The organism is Pedobacter sp. P26 (genome assembly GCF_050632135.1).
GTDB lineage: Bacteria > Bacteroidota > Bacteroidia > Sphingobacteriales > Sphingobacteriaceae > Pedobacter.
Map to the genome: position 1 here is coordinate 5,309,636 of NZ_CP192574.1, position 18,002 is coordinate 5,327,637.

16 protein-coding genes and 2 pseudogenes are annotated in these 18,002 nt (G+C 37.1%); 5 read left to right on the forward strand and 13 right to left on the reverse strand.

Going from position 1 to position 18,002, the window contains the following annotated elements; genetic code table 11:
• Positions 1-213 precede the first annotated feature (213 nt).
• The gene (locus ACQ86H_RS24565; protein WP_431292802.1) at positions 214-1,761 is read right to left on the reverse strand and encodes an acyl-CoA mutase large subunit family protein; all 1,548 of its coding nucleotides are present in this window, start codon (positions 1,759-1,761) and stop codon (positions 214-216) included.
• A gap of 113 nt (positions 1,762-1,874) precedes the next feature.
• On the reverse strand, positions 1,875-2,405 hold the full coding sequence (locus ACQ86H_RS24570) for a hypothetical protein (RefSeq protein WP_138820081.1): 531 nt from the start codon (positions 2,403-2,405) through the stop codon (positions 1,875-1,877).
• A gap of 92 nt (positions 2,406-2,497) precedes the next feature.
• Here ACQ86H_RS24570 and ACQ86H_RS24575 point away from each other — a divergent pair, with 92 nt between their 5' ends.
• Both ACQ86H_RS24575 and ACQ86H_RS24580 read left to right on the forward strand, forming a co-directional pair.
• Positions 2,498-2,851, forward strand: coding sequence for a HesB/IscA family protein (locus ACQ86H_RS24575; protein ID WP_121287812.1), 354 nt, complete (start codon positions 2,498-2,500; stop codon positions 2,849-2,851).
• A 149-nt stretch (positions 2,852-3,000) separates the two neighbouring features.
• Positions 3,001-4,230 (forward strand): ABC transporter permease, encoded by a 1,230-nt coding sequence (locus ACQ86H_RS24580; RefSeq protein ID WP_431292803.1) that lies wholly within the window; start codon positions 3,001-3,003, stop codon positions 4,228-4,230.
• Positions 4,231-4,454: 224 nt separating this feature from the next.
• Here ACQ86H_RS24580 and ACQ86H_RS24585 read toward each other — a convergent pair whose 3' ends face one another.
• From ACQ86H_RS24585 to ACQ86H_RS24595, 3 genes are read right to left on the reverse strand one after another with little or no spacing between them, the layout of a single operon-like run.
• Complete coding sequence (locus ACQ86H_RS24585; protein ID WP_138820077.1) at positions 4,455-5,012, reverse strand: hypothetical protein; 558 nt, start codon at positions 5,010-5,012, stop codon at positions 4,455-4,457.
• A complete protein-coding gene (galE, locus tag ACQ86H_RS24590) occupies positions 5,013-6,035 on the reverse strand; it encodes a UDP-glucose 4-epimerase GalE (RefSeq protein WP_138820076.1) in 1,023 nt (340 codons plus the stop codon).
• A 1-nt stretch (position 6,036) separates the two neighbouring features.
• Positions 6,037-7,065 carry a UDP-glucuronic acid decarboxylase family protein gene (locus tag ACQ86H_RS24595; protein ID WP_138820074.1) on the reverse strand — a complete coding sequence of 343 codons (1,029 nt, stop codon included), beginning with the start codon at positions 7,063-7,065 and terminating at the stop codon, positions 6,037-6,039.
• Positions 7,066-7,365: 300 nt separating this feature from the next.
• On the opposite strand from ACQ86H_RS24595, the pseudogene ACQ86H_RS24600 reads away from it, so the two are divergent.
• A pseudogene (locus tag ACQ86H_RS24600) lies at positions 7,366-8,597 on the forward strand (3-deoxy-D-manno-octulosonic acid transferase).
• On the opposite strand, the gene ACQ86H_RS24605 reads toward ACQ86H_RS24600, so the two are convergent.
• The 8 genes and pseudogenes from ACQ86H_RS24605 to ACQ86H_RS24640 form a co-directional block, all read right to left on the reverse strand.
• On the reverse strand, positions 8,575-9,081 hold the full coding sequence (locus tag ACQ86H_RS24605; protein ID WP_138820070.1) for a gluconokinase: 507 nt from the start codon (positions 9,079-9,081) through the stop codon (positions 8,575-8,577). The pseudogene ACQ86H_RS24600 and the gene ACQ86H_RS24605 overlap by 23 nt on opposite strands.
• Before the next feature lie 14 nt (positions 9,082-9,095).
• On the reverse strand, positions 9,096-10,106 hold the full coding sequence (gene hemH, locus ACQ86H_RS24610; protein WP_138820068.1) for a ferrochelatase: 1,011 nt from the start codon (positions 10,104-10,106) through the stop codon (positions 9,096-9,098).
• A 422-nt stretch (positions 10,107-10,528) separates the two neighbouring features.
• The gene (locus tag ACQ86H_RS24615; protein ID WP_138820066.1) at positions 10,529-11,203 is read right to left on the reverse strand and encodes a fatty acid desaturase; all 675 of its coding nucleotides are present in this window, start codon (positions 11,201-11,203) and stop codon (positions 10,529-10,531) included.
• 154 nt (positions 11,204-11,357) lie between these two features.
• Positions 11,358-12,206 (reverse strand): 4-hydroxy-3-methylbut-2-enyl diphosphate reductase, encoded by an 849-nt coding sequence (locus ACQ86H_RS24620; protein ID WP_138820064.1) that lies wholly within the window; start codon positions 12,204-12,206, stop codon positions 11,358-11,360.
• A gap of 12 nt (positions 12,207-12,218) precedes the next feature.
• Complete coding sequence (locus ACQ86H_RS24625; protein ID WP_138820063.1) at positions 12,219-12,893, reverse strand: carotenoid biosynthesis protein; 675 nt, start codon at positions 12,891-12,893, stop codon at positions 12,219-12,221.
• On the reverse strand, positions 12,863-13,960 hold the full coding sequence (locus ACQ86H_RS24630) for a glycosyltransferase family 2 protein (protein WP_431292804.1): 1,098 nt from the start codon (positions 13,958-13,960) through the stop codon (positions 12,863-12,865). Before ACQ86H_RS24630 ends, ACQ86H_RS24625 begins: the two co-directional genes overlap by 31 nt.
• A 73-nt stretch (positions 13,961-14,033) precedes the next feature.
• Positions 14,034-14,426 (reverse strand): hypothetical protein, encoded by a 393-nt coding sequence (locus tag ACQ86H_RS24635; protein WP_431292805.1) that lies wholly within the window; start codon positions 14,424-14,426, stop codon positions 14,034-14,036.
• Positions 14,427-14,800: 374 nt separating this feature from the next.
• Positions 14,801-15,306, reverse strand: a pseudogene (locus tag ACQ86H_RS24640) (phosphoribosyltransferase family protein).
• A gap of 192 nt (positions 15,307-15,498) precedes the next feature.
• Between ACQ86H_RS24640 and ACQ86H_RS24645 the strand changes: the two are divergent.
• Positions 15,499-16,203, forward strand: coding sequence for a head GIN domain-containing protein (locus tag ACQ86H_RS24645; protein ID WP_138820057.1), 705 nt, complete (start codon positions 15,499-15,501; stop codon positions 16,201-16,203).
• Between the two features lie 112 nt (positions 16,204-16,315).
• Positions 16,316-17,995, forward strand: coding sequence for a serine hydrolase domain-containing protein (locus ACQ86H_RS24650; protein ID WP_138820055.1), 1,680 nt, complete (start codon positions 16,316-16,318; stop codon positions 17,993-17,995).
• Positions 17,996-18,002 lie beyond the last annotated feature (7 nt).

Here is an 18,002-nt window from a genome sequence, read left to right on the forward strand (position 1 = left end):
AAAGGCATAAGTTAAATAAATAAATTATTAATTCAGGCCAGTCGTTTATACTATTTCATTAGTTGTTATTATAGTATGAATTTTACGACAGTTTAGTTCATTATTCACATATTGTGAATAAAATGCTAATCATTTTATTGCCATTTATCAGAAGCAGGATATCTTCAATTTAAACTTAGAAATGAATCAAAAAATCAGGGTATTTAATTTTAACTAATAAACACCAAATGTATTCCTGAATACATCTGCAATTTCACCAAGAGTGGCATATTTTTCAACGGAATCGATAATCAAAGGCATTAGATTAGTTTCGCCTTTGGCAGCTTCGCTCAATTGCTGCAATGCTTTTTCTACCGCAGCTTGGTCGCGGTTTGATTTTAAGTGATCGAGCTTTTCAGATTGCAGCTTGCGGATCGAGTCATCTATATTGAAAACCTCGGTTAAAGCTTCCTCTTGTTGTGTAAATTTATTTACTCCAACAGAGATCCTTTCGCCGCTTTCAATCTCTTTTTGATATTGATAAGCTGCGCTGGCAATTTCATTCTGCATATAATCGCTTTCGATGGCGTTCACCGAACCACCCATAGCATCTATCCGATCGATATAAGCCCACGCAGCAGCTTCAACTTCATCGGTGAGGTTCTCTACAAAGAATGATCCCGCCAATGGATCTACTGTATCGGTAACACCACTCTCGAAAGCAATAATCTGCTGGGTACGTAAAGCAATTTTTGCTGCCGATTCTGTTGGAAGCGAAAGCGCTTCATCGTAGCCATTAGTATGTAAGGACTGTGTTCCACCTAAAACCGCAGCCATTGCCTGATTGCTTACCCTGATCACATTATTTAGGGGTTGTTGCGCGGTTAATGTTGAGCCTCCGGTCTGGGTATGAAACCTTAACATCTGGGCTTTCTCATCTGCAGCGCCCAAATCTTTGGTAATTTTCGCCCACATCCGCCTTGCAGCCCTAAACTTAGCAATTTCCTCAAAGAAATTATTGTGGCAATTGAAGAAGAACGACAAGCGTTTCGCAAAGATGTTAATATTTAAACCCTTATCTAAAGCGGCTTTTAGGTAAGTCTTGCCATTAGCTAATGTAAAAGCAAGCTCTTGTACAGCAGTAGAGCCAGCCTCACGAATATGGTAGCCAGATATGGAAATGGTATTCCATTTCGGCACTTCTTTGCTACAAAACTCAAAAATATCGGTAATTAAACGCATTGATTGCTTTGGCGGATAGATATAGGTTCCCCTTGCAGCATACTCTTTTAAGATATCATTCTGAATTGTGCCCGAAATCTGCTTTAAATCTGCACCTTGTTTTTTGGCGAGCGCTATATACATGGCCAGTAAAATCGAAGCCGTTGCATTAATCGTCATCGAAGTTGTAATGTCTTTCAGCTCAATGCCATCAAATAAAATCTCTATATCCTTCAACGAGTCGATAGCCACACCAACCTTACCTACCTCTCCATCAGCCATTTCATGATCGGAATCGTAACCAATTTGCGTTGGAAGATCAAACGCAACAGATAATCCTGTTGTACCCTGAGCCAATAAATAATGATAACGCTTGTTTGATTCTTCAGCAGTCGAAAAACCAGCATACTGCCGCATCGTCCACAAGCGACCGCGGTACATATCCTTCTGAATCCCCCTGGTAAAAGGAAATTCTCCGGGCAGTTCTTCCATTGGCTTCGCTTCGGTATAAAGCGCCTTTATTTCAATCCCCGAAGTAGTGGTATGCTTTTTCTCGCTCATTTGGTTAGTTCATTAGTTCAGTGGTCATTGGTTAACTGGCCCAGCCATGGTGTATATTTTGGTTAACTGTAATTGAAGTTTAATTGTTTAAACTGGTAACCAGTTAACTCCTCTTAAAACAACTTATGGATATCTTTTTTAATCAGTTCGATCGTTAAGTCGTATGGATTGTCATCTATACCAGCCATCTGCTGTAAAATTGCCTTACTCAATTCAATTCCATTTGCATCGGCTGGTAAACCTTGTACTGTATTATTCACCATAGCAATAGTATCGTCTTTTAATTTTTGTACTATACTCCAGGTTACACTATCTACATATAACTGTTGAGTGATGTTATGCTGGTACTCCGAGCGGATTTCATTTAAAATACCTGCTTGTAAAGTAGCAATGGCAATTCCTTGCTGATGCAGACGAACAAGCAAATTAGCCGGGTTAATACGATCGACGAATATAATTAAACGCTCGTGCGCCTGCAATCTTAAAGGTAAAATGTGCGCTCTGCTTTCTTTATTCAGTTCAATATTCCTGAGGTCGAAAAATCGCTGAATATCGCTCTTTAAAATATAATAAACGGCCATTAACGCAGCAAAAATGCCTGCAAATAAGATCACTATATCAATCAAAATCTGTTGGGTATTCATAAGTATTGTTTAATTACGGTAATATTAACAGACCGTTAAAAGCAAAAATGTGCATTATTATTTATATTTGTGACAGATAAAATTTAAATAACATGAGCACAACAGTTGATACAGCATTTGCACCGGTTACTTTTTCCGAAGGAGCAACTAAAGAGTTATATAAATTAAAAGATCAGCAGGAGATCGGTGAGGATTACGGATTACGTGTTGGCGTAGAGGGCGGTGGTTGCGCTGGGATGAACTACGTTTTGGGTTTTGATCAGAAAAAAGATGGCGATCAGGAATATTTTATTGAGGGCATTAAAGTTTTCATGAATAAAGCACACCAGATGTACTTAATGGGTATGATGATTGATTGGCAGGATGGATTAAATTCCCGTGGTTTTACCTTCGTTAACCCTAATGCAACGAGCACCTGCGGCTGTGGCACGAGTTTCTCGGCATAAATAAAATATTATTGTAACATATAGTGCAGTCCCCTTGTCTAAACATCGGGACTTTTTTTATTTTTACAAATAAGGTTTAAGGCAAAGGGTATAGGGCAAATCCCATCTTCATACTTGATACTCAATACTTGACTTGGTACTTACTATAAATGAATTACAGAGAAAACATCAGACTGTCATTAGAATCAATTAAAGCTAACCGCTTGCGTACCATGCTTACTGCTTTGATTATTGCTATTGGTTTAATGGCTTTGGTTGGGATTTTAACCACGCTGGATGCTGTAAAGAAAAGTATGACAGATGCTTTCAGTAGCATGGGGGCCAACTCATTTACCATAAGAAACCGTGGTACCGGAATCAGGATTGGAAATGGAAAAAGACCAAAACCTTTTAAAGCCATCCGCTACGAAGATGCTGTTAAATTTAAAGATAGCCTGAATACGCCAGCTACTGTTGCAGTAAGCGTTTTTGCCAGCAGCGGCTCTACCATAAAATATGGCAGTTTAAAAACTAATCCTAATATTAACGTTCAGGGGATTGATGAAAATGGTTTAGCCTCTCAGGGTTTAAATCTCTCACAGGGAAGAAATTTTAGCGTTTCTGAAATACAGTTGGGAAGTAATGTTTGTGTTGTTGGTGGCGAAGTAGTAGAAAAACTGTTCAAAGACTCAGACCCTTTAGATAAACTGATCAATGTAGGTAATAACCGTTTTAAAATTGTTGGCATATTAGAGAAAAAAGGATCGAGCATGGGCTTTAGTGGCGACAGGGCCGTTTATGTGCCCCTGCTAAAAGCGAAGCAGATTAATGCCAATGCCAACCCATCTTACACCATTACAGTAATGGTACCTAGTAATGAGATGCAGGAAAACATTATTGGCGAATCTACCGCACTATTCAGAAATATCCGCAAAGTAAAGGTAAACGAAACCAATAATTTCGAGATTACCAAGAGTGATGCCATTGCTCAAACATTATTCGAGAACCTGGCCTTTGTAGCTATTGGTGGTGTGGCCATTGGAATTATTACTTTAATTGGAGCCTCAATAGGCTTAATGAATATCATGCTGGTTTCAGTTACCGAACGTACACGCGAAATTGGTATCCGTAAAGCGATCGGCGCAAATCCAAAGGTTATTCGCCGCCAGTTTTTAATCGAGGCTGTAGTAATCTGTTTAATGGGTGGAGCCCTAGGTATTTTTCTCGGAATAGTTTTAGGAAACCTGATTTCCCTTGCTATGGGTGGAGCATTCCTGATCCCCTGGTTATTTATTATTGGTGGCTTTGTATTATGTGTATTTGTAGGAATCCTTTCCGGATACTATCCTGCCAAAAAAGCTTCAAAGCTAGACCCGGTAGAGGCGTTGAGGTACGAATAACCACAGCCCCTGAAGGGGATATTTATAAAATCAATAAGATTTTGAGGTGGATTGGTATAAGAAAATCGAACAAAAAGTAATTTTAGCTAAAGGCGAGTACCTCTTTCTGCATGATTTTTTCTCTAAAGTTTCTTCGGGTAATATTCAACAGCAGCAACATCAACTGCTAAATCGATTGCTTTAATCCTGGAGATTTATCAATTAATATAAAGGGAATATAGTATTTAACTGATCTCTTTTGGCAAATTACTGGCTTCCGCTGCACCGACTAATTTAGAAGAATAGATTTTATCAAGCAAGTGATTCAGATTTTCACTTAAATCGAACTGCAGATCTTCGTGAAGTTTTTTGAATTTATTGATGGTTACCGCAACCGTTTTGATGTAATAGATACTAAAAAGCATCATAAAATCGCGGTAACCAAAAATTGATTTCTTATAATCAAAAGGGATGGCATTGAGGATATACAATTTAAGTTCTACTTCCCCAACGGGATCTTTGGTTACCTTATAAAAGTGGTTAACCGATGTGATCATTTTCCTTACTTTTACCAATGCCTCTTTGGCATTTAATTTTTTCAATTCAGGAATCTGTTCGTCAACATCGGCTTTAATCCTTTCTTTCCGGTCTTCCAGATCGGTTTCATCCTCTAATAATTTATAATGAAGGTGTTCGGTGAGCACTTTGTCTTTAGCCACCAAACGCAGCAACAGCTTGTCTTTTTCTTTAACAGGCAGTTCGGTAATGGCGGCTTTTAAATCTTTGTGCTCCGACAACTTCATTTAAAAAGGGTTGGCCTTAATGTATTTTTCCCACTCCCATGCCGAGCGCATCATTTCGTTAATATCCAGATTGGCTTTCCAACCCAGTTCATTATTCGATTTTTGTACATCGCCATAAATCTGAACAATATCCCCTGCCCTTCTCGGACCGATTTTATAATCCAGTTTTTCGCCATTTACTTTTTCGAAAGCAGCAATAATCTCTAAAACTGAAGATCCTTTGCCGGTACCGATATTGAAAACATCATAATTACCGTTCGGGTTTCCATCTTCTAATTTTTTAATAGCGGCAACATGCGCTTTTGCAAGATCAACCACATGGATATAATCGCGTATAGCAGAACCATCCGGTGTATCGTAATCATTTCCGTGAACGGTAATCGGACCACGTTTTCCAATAGCAGATTGAGTAATAAAAGGGACAAGGTTTGCCGGCACACCATTTGGTAACTCACCGATCAAAGCAGTTTCGTGGGCACCAACCGGATTAAAATAACGCAAAGCGATTACATTTAAATCAGGTGTTACCGCAGCAGTTTCTGCCAGTATTTCTTCAGCAATCTGTTTGGTATTTCCGTAAGGAGATTCTGCTTTCTGCACTGATGCAGCTTCAGTTACCGGTAAAGTTTCTGGCTGACCATAAACGGTACATGATGAAGAAAACACAAAATTAATTTTTCTGTTAAATGAGGTTAGCAGATTAATCAATCCATAGAAGTTATTTTTATAATATTTTAACGGTTTTTCTACCGATTCGCCGACTGCTTTATAAGCTGCGAAATGGATAATTCCATCAATATCAGCATGATTTTCTGCAAATTCCTGTACCGCTTTTTCATCCTGAAGATCAATTTCATGAAAATCGAACCATTTGCCGGTAATGGCATGTAGCTGAGTTAAAATTTTGATATTTGAGTTAGAAAGGTTATCAACAATTACAACTTCATATCCTGCGTTGTGTAATTCTACAGCTGTGTGCGAACCAATGTACCCTGTTCCACCAGTAACTAATATTTTTGCCATTTTAACGGTTAAATGTGGTAAAATCTTTATGTTCTATTTTTTCCAGTGCCTCTGGAGGCAATGATTTAAAATATTCGTATGTAATTTTCAATCCTTCCGCACGTCCAATTTTTGGTTCCCAGCCCAATATCTCCCTGGCTTTAGTAATATCCGGTCTGCGCTGCTTCGGATCATCCTGAGGAAGTTCTTTGTACACAATTTTTTGTGTAGTGCCTGTAAGTTTAATAATTTCCTCACAGAACTGTTTGATGGTAATTTCATCAGGATTACCAATGTTTACCGGCTGGGCATAGTCGCTCATCAATAAACGGTATATCCCCTCTATCAGATCATCAACATAACAAAAAGAGCGTGTTTGACTTCCGTCACCAAAGACGGTTAAATCTTCACCTCTTAAAGCCTGCCCGATAAAAGCAGGTAAAACACGACCATCATTCAGGCGCATTCTCGGTCCGTAAGTATTAAAAATCCTAACGATCCTGGTTTCTACGCCATGAAAAGTGTGGTAAGCCATGGTAATGGCTTCCTGAAAACGCTTGGCCTCATCGTAAACACCACGTGGACCAACCGGGTTTACGTTACCCCAATATTCTTCAGGCTGTGGGTTTACGTTCGGATCGCCATATACTTCAGAAGTTGATGCAATCAGCATCCTTGCATTTTTATTACGGGCCAAACCCAAAAGATTATGCGTACCTAATGAACCTACTTTAAGTGTCTGGATCGGGATTTTAAGATAATCAATCGGACTTGCAGGTGAAGCAAAATGTAAAATGTAATGAAGTTTACCCGGAATATGCACAAATTTGGAAACATCATGATTATAAAACTCAAAATTCTCCAGCTTGAACAAGTGTTCGATATTCGCCAAATCACCAGTAATCAGATTATCCATCCCGATAACGGAATACCCCTCTTTTACAAAACGATCACAAAGGTGTGAGCCTAAAAATCCGGCTGCCCCCGTAATCAATATTCTTTTTCTACTTCCTAAATCTCCTGAAGGGAAATTTTCCTTTCTTTCGTTCATATTCTGTTTTTTAAAACTCCCTACTACTGCAAATTGTGCTTTGTCCGCTCTTCAGAGGGTTAGGAGCTAATAGTTTTCTACCTATACTGTTATAATAATAGCCAAGATCGATTTTTTTTTGCAAATCGTATAACTTCCGGCCATCAAAAACAATTTTATTTTTTAAGATGTTTTTAATTTTGGTTAGCTATAAGAGCAATTAGCAAAGTTTATTACTCAGTTGAATATTAGGTAAAATCGTGAGGCTTCCATATATTTTTAAGCTTTTTAAATATATTCGTTTTATCTTGGCACGAAGATATGAAATTACTTTACATCATCGGAATTTGGGCTTATACTTTACTCATTAAGCTATTCTCATTATTTAATCCTAAGGCTAAACTCTTTATAAAAGGGCGCAAAAATATTTTTAACATAATTGCTCAGAAAATTAATCCTGCTGAAAAACATATATGGTTTCATTTTGCTTCTTTAGGCGAATTTGAACAGGGCAGACCCGTATTAGAAAAAATAAAAAACCTTTATCCTGCTAAGAAAATTATAATTACTTTTTTTCTCCCTCTGGATATGAAATCAGGAAAAATTATGCCCTGGCAGATGTATTTTACCTCCCGATTGATACTCCTGGTAACGCTAAGCGTTTTATAAGTAGTATTAATCCTGAAATGGCCATTTTTACTAAATATGAGTTTTGGCATTTCTATTTTAAGGAACTGAAAGATCAGGGCATTCCTTTATACGTGATTTCTGGAATTTTCAGAGAAAGTCAGGCATTTTTTAAATGGTATGGCAACTTTTACCGCAATATTTTAAAATCTGTTACTTACTTTTTCGTACAAAATAAAGAGAGCGAAAATCTTTTAAAATCAATCGGATTAAATAATGTAACCATAAGTGGCGATACCCGTTTCGACCGTGTTTATGAAAATGCGCAATCGCCCAAAGCGCTTCCTCTTATCGAAAGCTTTATTGGCAACTCGCCTACTTTAATTTGTGGAAGTACCTGGCCAGAAGATGAGAAAATATTATCGGCCCTGTCAGAAAAATACCCCAACTGGAAGTTTATCATTGCCCCACATGAGATCCACGAAAGCCATATCGAAAGTATAGAGAAACAGTTTTCAGTTAACAATGTGCGGTTTTCAATTTTCAGTTCGTCTAATCAAACGCCAAACGCCGAACACCAAACGCTCATAGTAGACAACATCGGTATGCTTTCTTCATTATATCAATACGGAAAAGTGGCTTACATTGGCGGCGGTTTTGGAATAGGCATCCACAATACTTTAGAAGCCGCAGCATTTGGACTACCGGTAATTTTCGGACCTAAATACGATAAATTTCAGGAGGCAAAAGATCTGATTGACATTGGAGCAGCAGAAAGCATCAGCTCCACAATTGATTTAATTAATGCATTTGAAGATTTCTTAGAAAATAAAGATGCTGCAGACCAGGCTAAAAGATATGTTGCAGATAAAAAAGGCGCAACCAATCAGATTATTTCGATGATTACGAAATCACATCAGCCTTAGCAATTTCTTCAACAATTTCAGGAATACTTTGGTCGATGGAAACTGTAAATACATCTGTTTCATCAGCCTGTGGCTCTTCCAGGGTTTCAAACTGGCTTTGCAATAAACTGGAAGGCATATATTGATGTGAACGTTTAACAATCCGATCATGGATCAAATCGAAGCTTCCTTTTAAATACACAAAGCGCATGGATGTATTATCCGCTCTCAACAGATCGCGGTATGATTTTTTTAGCGCAGAGCAGGCAATTATACAGTTCGTTCCATGAGCAGCATGTTCACGGCCAACTTTAGCAATCAACTGCAGCCAATCCAAACGATCAGCATCTGTTAAGGGAATCCCCGCAGCCATTTTATCTACATTCCGTTGCGAATGCAGGTTGTCGCCATCTATAAATTCAGCATTTATTCTTGGCGACAAAGCCCTTCCGATAACCGTTTTACCACTTCCAGATACCCCCATTAAAATGATAAAGTTCGCCATCTTTAAATCTAAGACTATTTAACCATTCCGGCAAGTGCCTCAATAAAAACGGGGCTATCGTTCAAACTTTCTACCAGCTGAACATGCTCGCCACCTAAAGTTTTAAATTCTTCATGGTATTCTACCGTGATTTCGTAAAGCGTTTCTAAACAATCGGCCACAAAAGCAGGGCTGAACACCAATAAGCGCTTTTTACCTTCGGCAGCTAATTTCTTTAACACATCTGTAGTGTAAGGCTGCACCCATGGCTCTTTACCTAAACGCGACTGGAAACAAACGGTATATTGGTCTTTTGACAGGTTTAATTCTTTAGCGATCAGCCTGGCGGTATCATGTCCTTGGGCAGAATAACAAAATTTATTGGTATCGTTTAAGGTTTGGCAACAATTGGCATTTTTTAAACAATAATTTCCGGTATGATCGCACTTTAATAACTGACGCTCTGGCAAACCGTGGAAACTGAACAATACATGATCGTAGCTTTCTACGTTGTGCTTTCTGGCATTTTCTGCAAAAACTTTAATCATCAGTTCGTTATCATGAAACGAATTCACAAACGAAATTGGAGGAACGGTTGGCCATTTGCTCACCAATTCCATAACCAGCTGCATTACCGAACCTGTACTCGCAGAAGCATATTGAGGAAACATCGGGATTACCTGAATACTTTCCACTAAACCTGCTTTTAAATTTGCGAGTGCTGAGGCAATAGATGGACTTTGGTAACGCATGGCCAGTTCTACATGGTAATCATCACCCAGCCTTTCCTGTAACATTTTAGCCTGTAACCTGCTGTAGAATAACAATGGCGAACCATTTTCATTCCATATTTCTTTGTATAATTTTGCAGTTTTGGGACTACGGAATGGTACAATGATTCCTTTCACCAATAATGTCCTGTTCAACTTCGGAATATCGATTACCCTTTCGTCCATTAAAAATTGGTCTAAGTATTTTCTAACATCAGCCGTTGCCGGACTATCAGGTGTGCCTAAATTTACCAGTAAAATTCCCTTTTTGCTCATCTATTAAGAATATGTTTCGTGGCGCAAATATCGCCTTTTTATTGTTTTTTCCCTATGCTAAAAATGTGATTGCCGACATTTTTAGGTCAAAATATATTGTATCTGCTGCTTATTTATTAGAAAAGCAAAGGCAGCAAGTCTATTTAAGTGTAGCCCTGCCTTCCCTACAATCTTTTTGCGGTCGGTAATTCATTTTTAAACGTTTATACCACAAAAAGGATTTTCGTACAGTCAGGTTTATAAACCTGGTTTTGTGCAGGTTTCTAGCGTTTTTAAACCCTATTTAATGTGTTGTTGGCGTACTATGATGTGCTGTCAGATGTTACTATCTGACAGTTAGAATAAATAAAATATCACTAGGGAATCAAAAAATGGCATAATTTAGTGTCAGATGGCAACATCTGACTACACAACTAATGATATTATTTTTTCGTTTTATATAGCTGCCACCAGGGCATACCTGGTTTTTGATGGTGCTCGAAATGGTAACCAAAAAAGTAACAGGTTATAAAGGCTACAAAATGATTTTTCTTCAAAGTAGTAGAATGGTATTCGTTATCGTGTTCACCTTTATGTGGCAGGTATGTACCAAAATAGAACAACTGGAAAGTGCTTAATAGTGAAGGCAGTACCCAAAACAATAACAGGTTTTTTTCAGCAATCCAGATTTTCAAAACATTATAAGCTACTGCCATAATGATCAATTGTATAATGGTAACATAATTTAACATGAAACGGTAGTACCATTTCCAAAAACCATCTGGCGCAAAGTCAGGATCGTTTTCGGTATGTACGTAATTGTGGTGCTGATGATGTTTGGCATATAAGCGGTTATAGAAAAAACCTGCGTAAAGGAAAACAGAAAGATAGCCAATAAAATTATTGGCCTTTTGGTTCGGCGATATTGTTCCGTGCATAGCATCGTGAGCGGTAATAAACAAACCGGTGTACAAATGCATCTGAACAAAAACCATCAGATAAACCAAAGGATTGTTCCAGTTAAAATGCCAGTTTAACAAGAAAAAGAGGGACGTAAACCAACAGGTCACTACGGTTAACGCAACCAGAATTCCGGTATATGGGTTTATCTTTTTCAATTTATATTACTATAATCACCGTCATCTTGAGCGAAGTGCAACGAAGCTGGGAGATCTATCAAAGCAGATCTCTCCATTCCACTGCGTTCCAGTCGAGATGACGATTCTACTATATAAATCTATCTATTAATACTTAGTCAGATCTTCTTACAATCTAATACTGCTCTAATGCAGCCTTTACTTTCTCCATTAACCACATCGGTGTAGAAGTGGCTCCACAGATGCCCACTTTATCATTTTCGTTAAACCAGGCCTGATCTAATTCTTCTACATTAGAAATGAAGTACGAATGGTCATTGTGTTTTTTACAAACATCATAAAGCACTTTTCCATTAGATGATTTTTTGCCCGAAACGAAAACGATTTTATCGTAATGGCCTACAAAATTTTCTAGTTCTTCGTATCGGTTAGATACTTGCCTGCAGATCGTATCATTAGCTTTCACTTCGTAACCGCGGCTCAATAATTCATCCTTAATGTGGTAGAATTTATCGGTGCTTTTAGTGGTTTGGCTATATAATGTAAATTTAGCAGGAAGCTCAACGTTATCTAATTCAGCTAAATCCTGAAAAACAATGGCTTTACCATCTGTCTGACCCTGGAGACCAATTACCTCGGCGTGACCGTGTTTCCCAAAAATAAGCACCTGCTCATCATCATCATGGGAATTTTTAATTCTGTTCTGCAATTTCAACACCACCGGACAAGAGGCATCAATCAGGGTAAGGTTATTTTCTAAAGCCAATTGATAAGTTGAAGGCGCCTCACCATGCGCCCTGATCAGAACCTTTTCATCCCTTAAGTTTTTTAAAACTTCGTGATCGATGATTTTTAATCCACGGTTGGTTAAACGCTCCACTTCCTCATCATTATGAACGATATCGCCAAGGCAGTATAAATAACCTTCGTTATCCAAAATATCTTCGGCCATTTCTATCGCATACACTACGCCAAAGCAAAAGCCTGATGATTTATCGATGTTAACCTGTAAGTTGTAACCCATTGTCATACAAAATTAAGCAAAAATATTTGTTCCTGTTGTCATGTATAAAACAACAAAAAAGATTAACTGCGAGGCAAACATAGCTATACCGATATATTTCTGTTGTTTTAAGCCTAAAGCATAATAAAACTTCAATAAGATTACCGAAACGATAAACCAGGCCACGTAATTTTGAACCGGAATTTCATGCCAGTCCCATTGCCAGTAGTTAAATTTCATGGCTACAGGTTCAAGAAAGAAATCAAAACCAACCAATATAAGCGCACCAAACACCGAAGCCAAAATACTATGCCTGATTTTCATACTTTTCATCATTTGTCCAATGCTGAAAATAAGGATTACCCAATTTATACCCATTAATAATGGAACCGCAGCAACTTTGTATCCCAATGTATCACCGTAATAATAGCTGCCAAATATCTTTCCGGTGTGTACACCCAATACCTCGACTAAAAAGCCACAGAGAAACACACCCGAAATCAGCAACAATAATCGTTTCATATCCGCATTGTACGAAAAAACAATTACGGCAAACATCAGCAATAAATGAAAGGGAACCAGTTTGATAAAATAAGGCTGGGCAGCTGGAATTAAGAAGCCAAACAAGCCCACCAAATGAAAAACGACAATTATTGCAACTGCAATCCTTTTAATTTTTAAATCGTTTTGATCGTTCTGCCCTTCCATGTACTCGTTTTAAAAATATGTTTCTTTATAGAAATGAATGATATAATGAAGAAGAACAACATCTGTAAGGGATGTAAAATCAGATTTATCAAAACATGCTGGCCCGATAAATAAGAGATCATTATTCTACTTAACACTATTAAGGTTAATGGTAATACAAGTAAAGCAACATTAAAGTTTAAGATTAAAATTACCGGCCCTATAGTTACCAAAAGCTGGTAAAGTAATAATATTATCATGTTATTCCCAAAACCTGCCAGTAAATTTTTACTGAAACCATTTAAACTTTCGCCTAAATTCTTATACATCCTGCAATAAATCAGTCCGTTGGCTAAAAGCGCTTCAGCATTAAATTTTTCTTGTTTCACCAACTTCATAATCTCTACATCTTCTACAACCTGGTGTTTAACCCGCTCATGCCAATGGTTTTCTTTGTAATTATTGGCATTAAAAAACATACACTGCCCGCTTGCTGCTGCAAATGCCGGATTTTTAGAGAGCTTAACCAAACGCAAAGGCAATAAATTTAACAAGATAAAATGCATTAAGGGCACCGTTAACCACTCACCTATCGATTTTATAGTTTGGTTCGTAAAAACGCTCAGTAAGGCCAGGTTTCCAATTTCCATTCGGGCAATTAAACTGTTGATCAATCCTCTTTTTATGGATTCATCTGCATCAATAAACAAAAGATATTTCCCGGTAGCCAATTCGCTTAGCTGATGACAGGCATAGTTTTTCCCAAGCCAGTTTTGAGGTAGCGCTTTACCGCTTAACACTTTGAATTGTGGATTTGAAAGGCAAAATTTCTCCACTATACCGAAAGTATTATCACTGCTGTTATCATCTAAAACAATAACCTCATAATTGATATAATCCTGATTTTTTATTGAAACAAGTAATTCTAATATATTACCTGCTTCATTTCTCGCAGGTATTAAGATCGAAACCTTATCATGATGGTGTTTAACCACTCTCGGCAATTTCGGGTTAGAGAGGAAATTGAAAATAGTAACCGAAAACCGGATCACCAGAAAAATTAAAACGGCGTAAATAAAAATTGTCATTCAATTAGCTGAGTTTGTTTAACAACCGATTGATCGTAATGTTTATTGTAGGCGCTTTTTAGTAATTGTAAACTCACGTACTCCTCATTTTCCCAATGCTGCAGATAGGTATAGGCGGAGGGCTTTCTTTTGAAAAATAATCAATAAAGGTAGCTGCAAAAAAAATACTGATCTTTTTCTGACTGGCATTGATCATCTGCATCACCCCTTTTTCAAAACTGATGCCCTTTAAATGGTTTGAATACAATTTGCCCTGCGGAAATACAAGTACCAGATTTTGAGGATTGTCTAACAGTTTGCCTGCATAATTAAGCGTTTCTAAAACATCTTTACCTTTATTTTCGGCAGCAAAAGCACCAAGATACCTTAGAAAACCCACTTTATTATAATTTTCGGCATTTACTAAAACATGAAATTGCTTTTTAAATACTTTTTTGTTGATATAAAAAGGAAAAAGCCATCCCACCAGCTGAAATGATTGGCCAAAACCAATATAGAAGCTTCTGGTTTAACCTCCATTTGATCATACTGAAATGATGCAAAATCTTTTTTGATGATAAATTGGATGTACCAGGAAAAAAAGCTGAAAATCAAATTATTTTTTCTGGGCTGATACATGTCGGGAAATTGCAAAAAATTGAGCTGAATTGCAAATTTTCGTAGCTATAGTAATCATTAAAAACGAGGATCGGCGAGATTCACATTTGTAATGTGGTGCAATAAATTCTAAAACAACTTTTAATCAGCGATGAAATCGCTGTTCTCTTGCATCCTCATTACAGACGAAGACGATAGCTATTACGTCCCACACCCATCCTACCTCTTCCATCTTACACCTTCCTAGCTCAAATAAACCCGATCTTCTTCGCCTTCCACATCCATCACCACATCTACATGTTCTTTTAAGATAGTTGCCAGCTCAAGACCAACAAAATCGGTTGCGATGGGAAAAATTTTGTGGCTACGGTCTACCAGTACCACAGTGCGGATTTTTTATGTGGGGTATTTAGGAAGACACCTAGCCCATAGGCCAAAGTTTTACCACTGTTCAGTACATCATCAACGATAATGATCACTTTATTTTTCCAATGGCTTTCATCGAGATCGGTTGAAGCAACCAATTTGCTACTCTCCTTTTGCAGATCAATGCGCAGCAAGGTTAATTTAAAGCCAGAAATTTTCTTTAATACCTTTTCTAATCTTAATGCCAATTTGTAGCCGCGGTCCCAGATACCCGCCAATACAATTTCTTTCTCATTCAGGTTATCTTCCAAAATCTGATAAGCGATACGGTCTATTTTCTGCTGAATCTGTTTCTTGTTAAGAATAAGTAATTGCGATGCCATTGTATAAAAGGATTGAATACAAAAAGAACGATTTTAAGGATGAAATTCAAACTATTTGAAAAATAATTTCGATTGTTTGCAACGTTTTCATCAGAGATGCGTCTAATACTTATAACCAAAACACAACATCGAAGCTCTTGTTGCACAATATCGCGTAATGATAGCTTCAGAATCATTTAACAAAAAACGACTATGAAAATCATTATCAAATCATCTGCCATTTTCTTGATCACCATAACCAGCTATATAGCTAAGGCACAGGAAACTAAAAGCTTCACGGTTAAAAATTTCAATAGTATCGGCGTGAGCAGTGGAATTGACTTATACCTAACCCAAGGTGGCAGTGAAAGTGTGAGCATAAAATCAGATTCGGAAACATTAAAAGATATTATTGTTGAGCAAAGTGGCAGTAATGTTACCATAAAATTTAAAGACGGCATCCAATGGAGCGGTATGTTTAAAAACCGTACCATTAAAGCTTATGTAAGTTTCAAAAGCCTAAATGCAATTGCAGCATCTGGAGGGTCGGATGTTTTTACACAAAATCAGATCAAAACCGATAAACTTGCTATTCGCTCATCTGGTGGGTCAGACTTAAAATTAACGGTTGTATGCAGCGATCTATCTGTTCAATCAAGTGGTGGTAGTGATATCGATTTAAAAGGTAAAGCAGAAAATATGACCATTCAATCTAGTGGTGGCAGTGATATCGACGCTTATGAATTAATTACAGATTATGCAAAAGTTCAGGCTTCTGGTGGTTCTGACGTAAATCTTTATGTAAATAAAGGCTTAGAGGCCAGTGCCAGTGGTGGTGGTGATATAAGTTATAAAGGAAATGCTTCACTCAAGAAAACATCAAGCTCAAAAAGTGGAGATGTGCACCACGTAAATTAAAAGTTTAGTTTAGTTAATAATAATGCGCTGCTTTGTGGATGCAAAGTGGCGTTTTTTTATTATGCATGCAACCTTTCATATTCCTCATCGTCAATAATCATACATTTACCGTATGAAAAGCAAAATCTCAATTATTCTCTTTATCACTCTCTTATTAAGCACCCTGGGTTATGGGCAAACCCCATTATCAAAAAGAATTGACCGTGTATTGTCTGGTATCGTAAAACCCAACGAACCTGGTTTTGCAGTCGGGGTTGTAAAAAATGGTCAGTTTATCTACAAGAAAGGTTTTGGCTTGGCAGATTTAAAAATCAATAGAAATAACACAGTTGAAACATCTTTTAATATTGCTTCTGATGGTAAAAAATTTACTGCGGCCTGCATTTATCTTCTTCAGGCTCAAGGCAAACTAAAAACCAGCGACAAAATTTCAAAATATTTTAAAGATTTGCCAAAATATGCTGATAGCATTTCAATAGACCACTTAATACATCATCAAAGTGGCTTAAGAGATTACGATACATTAATCTGGTTGGTAAATTTTGATGAAAACACTTTAATTGATGACGAGAATGCTTATCAAATAATAGCCAGTCAGCATTCATTAAACTTTACTCCAGGCGATCAGTTTAGCTACAGTAATTCGGGTTATTTTTTACTTTCTTTAATTATTAAAAAAGTATCAGGCATGGATTTAGTTAAATATGCCGACAAGTACATTTTCAAGCCATTAAAGATGAATAACACTACTTTTTCGAGAACGCATCAAGTTCTTGATAAAGCGAATGGCTATGTATTAGAGAATAAAAAATTTGCCGAAAATATACTTCATACAAAAACCCTTGGCCAGGGAAATGTTTATAGTAAAATTAGCGACTGGGATAAGTGGTTTACAGAAATGAAAAGGCACACCATTCTTGGAGATAGCGTTTGGAAAAACATGCTTAAGATCGGTAAAACCAATGATGGTAAATCTACTGTTTACGCTGGCGGATTGTTTGTAACAACAAATAAAAATAAAAAATTAATATCTCATGGCGGAGATTTATCCGGATATCACTCTTCTATGCGTTACTTTCCAAATGAAGATTTAGGCATTGTTGTTTTCACTAACAATGATACTATTAGTCCTGAAAACAATTTCGGCCCCGATGATATTTCAGATAAAATTTTTGAGGAAATCTATCCGGGAAATGATCAGTTGGAAGATATAGATAAAAATAATACTGAAACACCATATTCAAAGAAAATAAACCCAGATGCATTAACCTATACAGGCTATTATAAACTTGAAAATGACAGCAATATGATTTTCTATGTATCTGGCAACAGCAGTAAATTGACGATTTTACAAGGGTGGAATGAAATTAATTATCCAATCATCCCCTTAAATGATTCGCTATATTATATTGATAATACTATTAATATTACATTTCAATTTAAGGTAGCTGTAGGTGGAAAGATGAATAAATTAGAGATTATACAGGACGGAAAAACGACTGTAGCAATAAGAATAAAAATTACCGAAACAAGCCCATTTAAGGACAGTGAAATGAGTTTCTATAACAATGAAATTAACTCATATTACAAAATCCTTCAAAAGGATGACGATTTTCAATTGGTTATGCCAAATGGCAGATTAAACCTGGTATTGCTCCAAAAAAACAAGTTTAGAATCTGGGAAGCAGGAACGACTGACATTACATTTAAATACGCAAAAGATAAAATTACAGGTTTTACACTAAATCATGTCAGGGTAAAAAATTTACTATTCAACAAAGTGAGCAATTAAAACATTA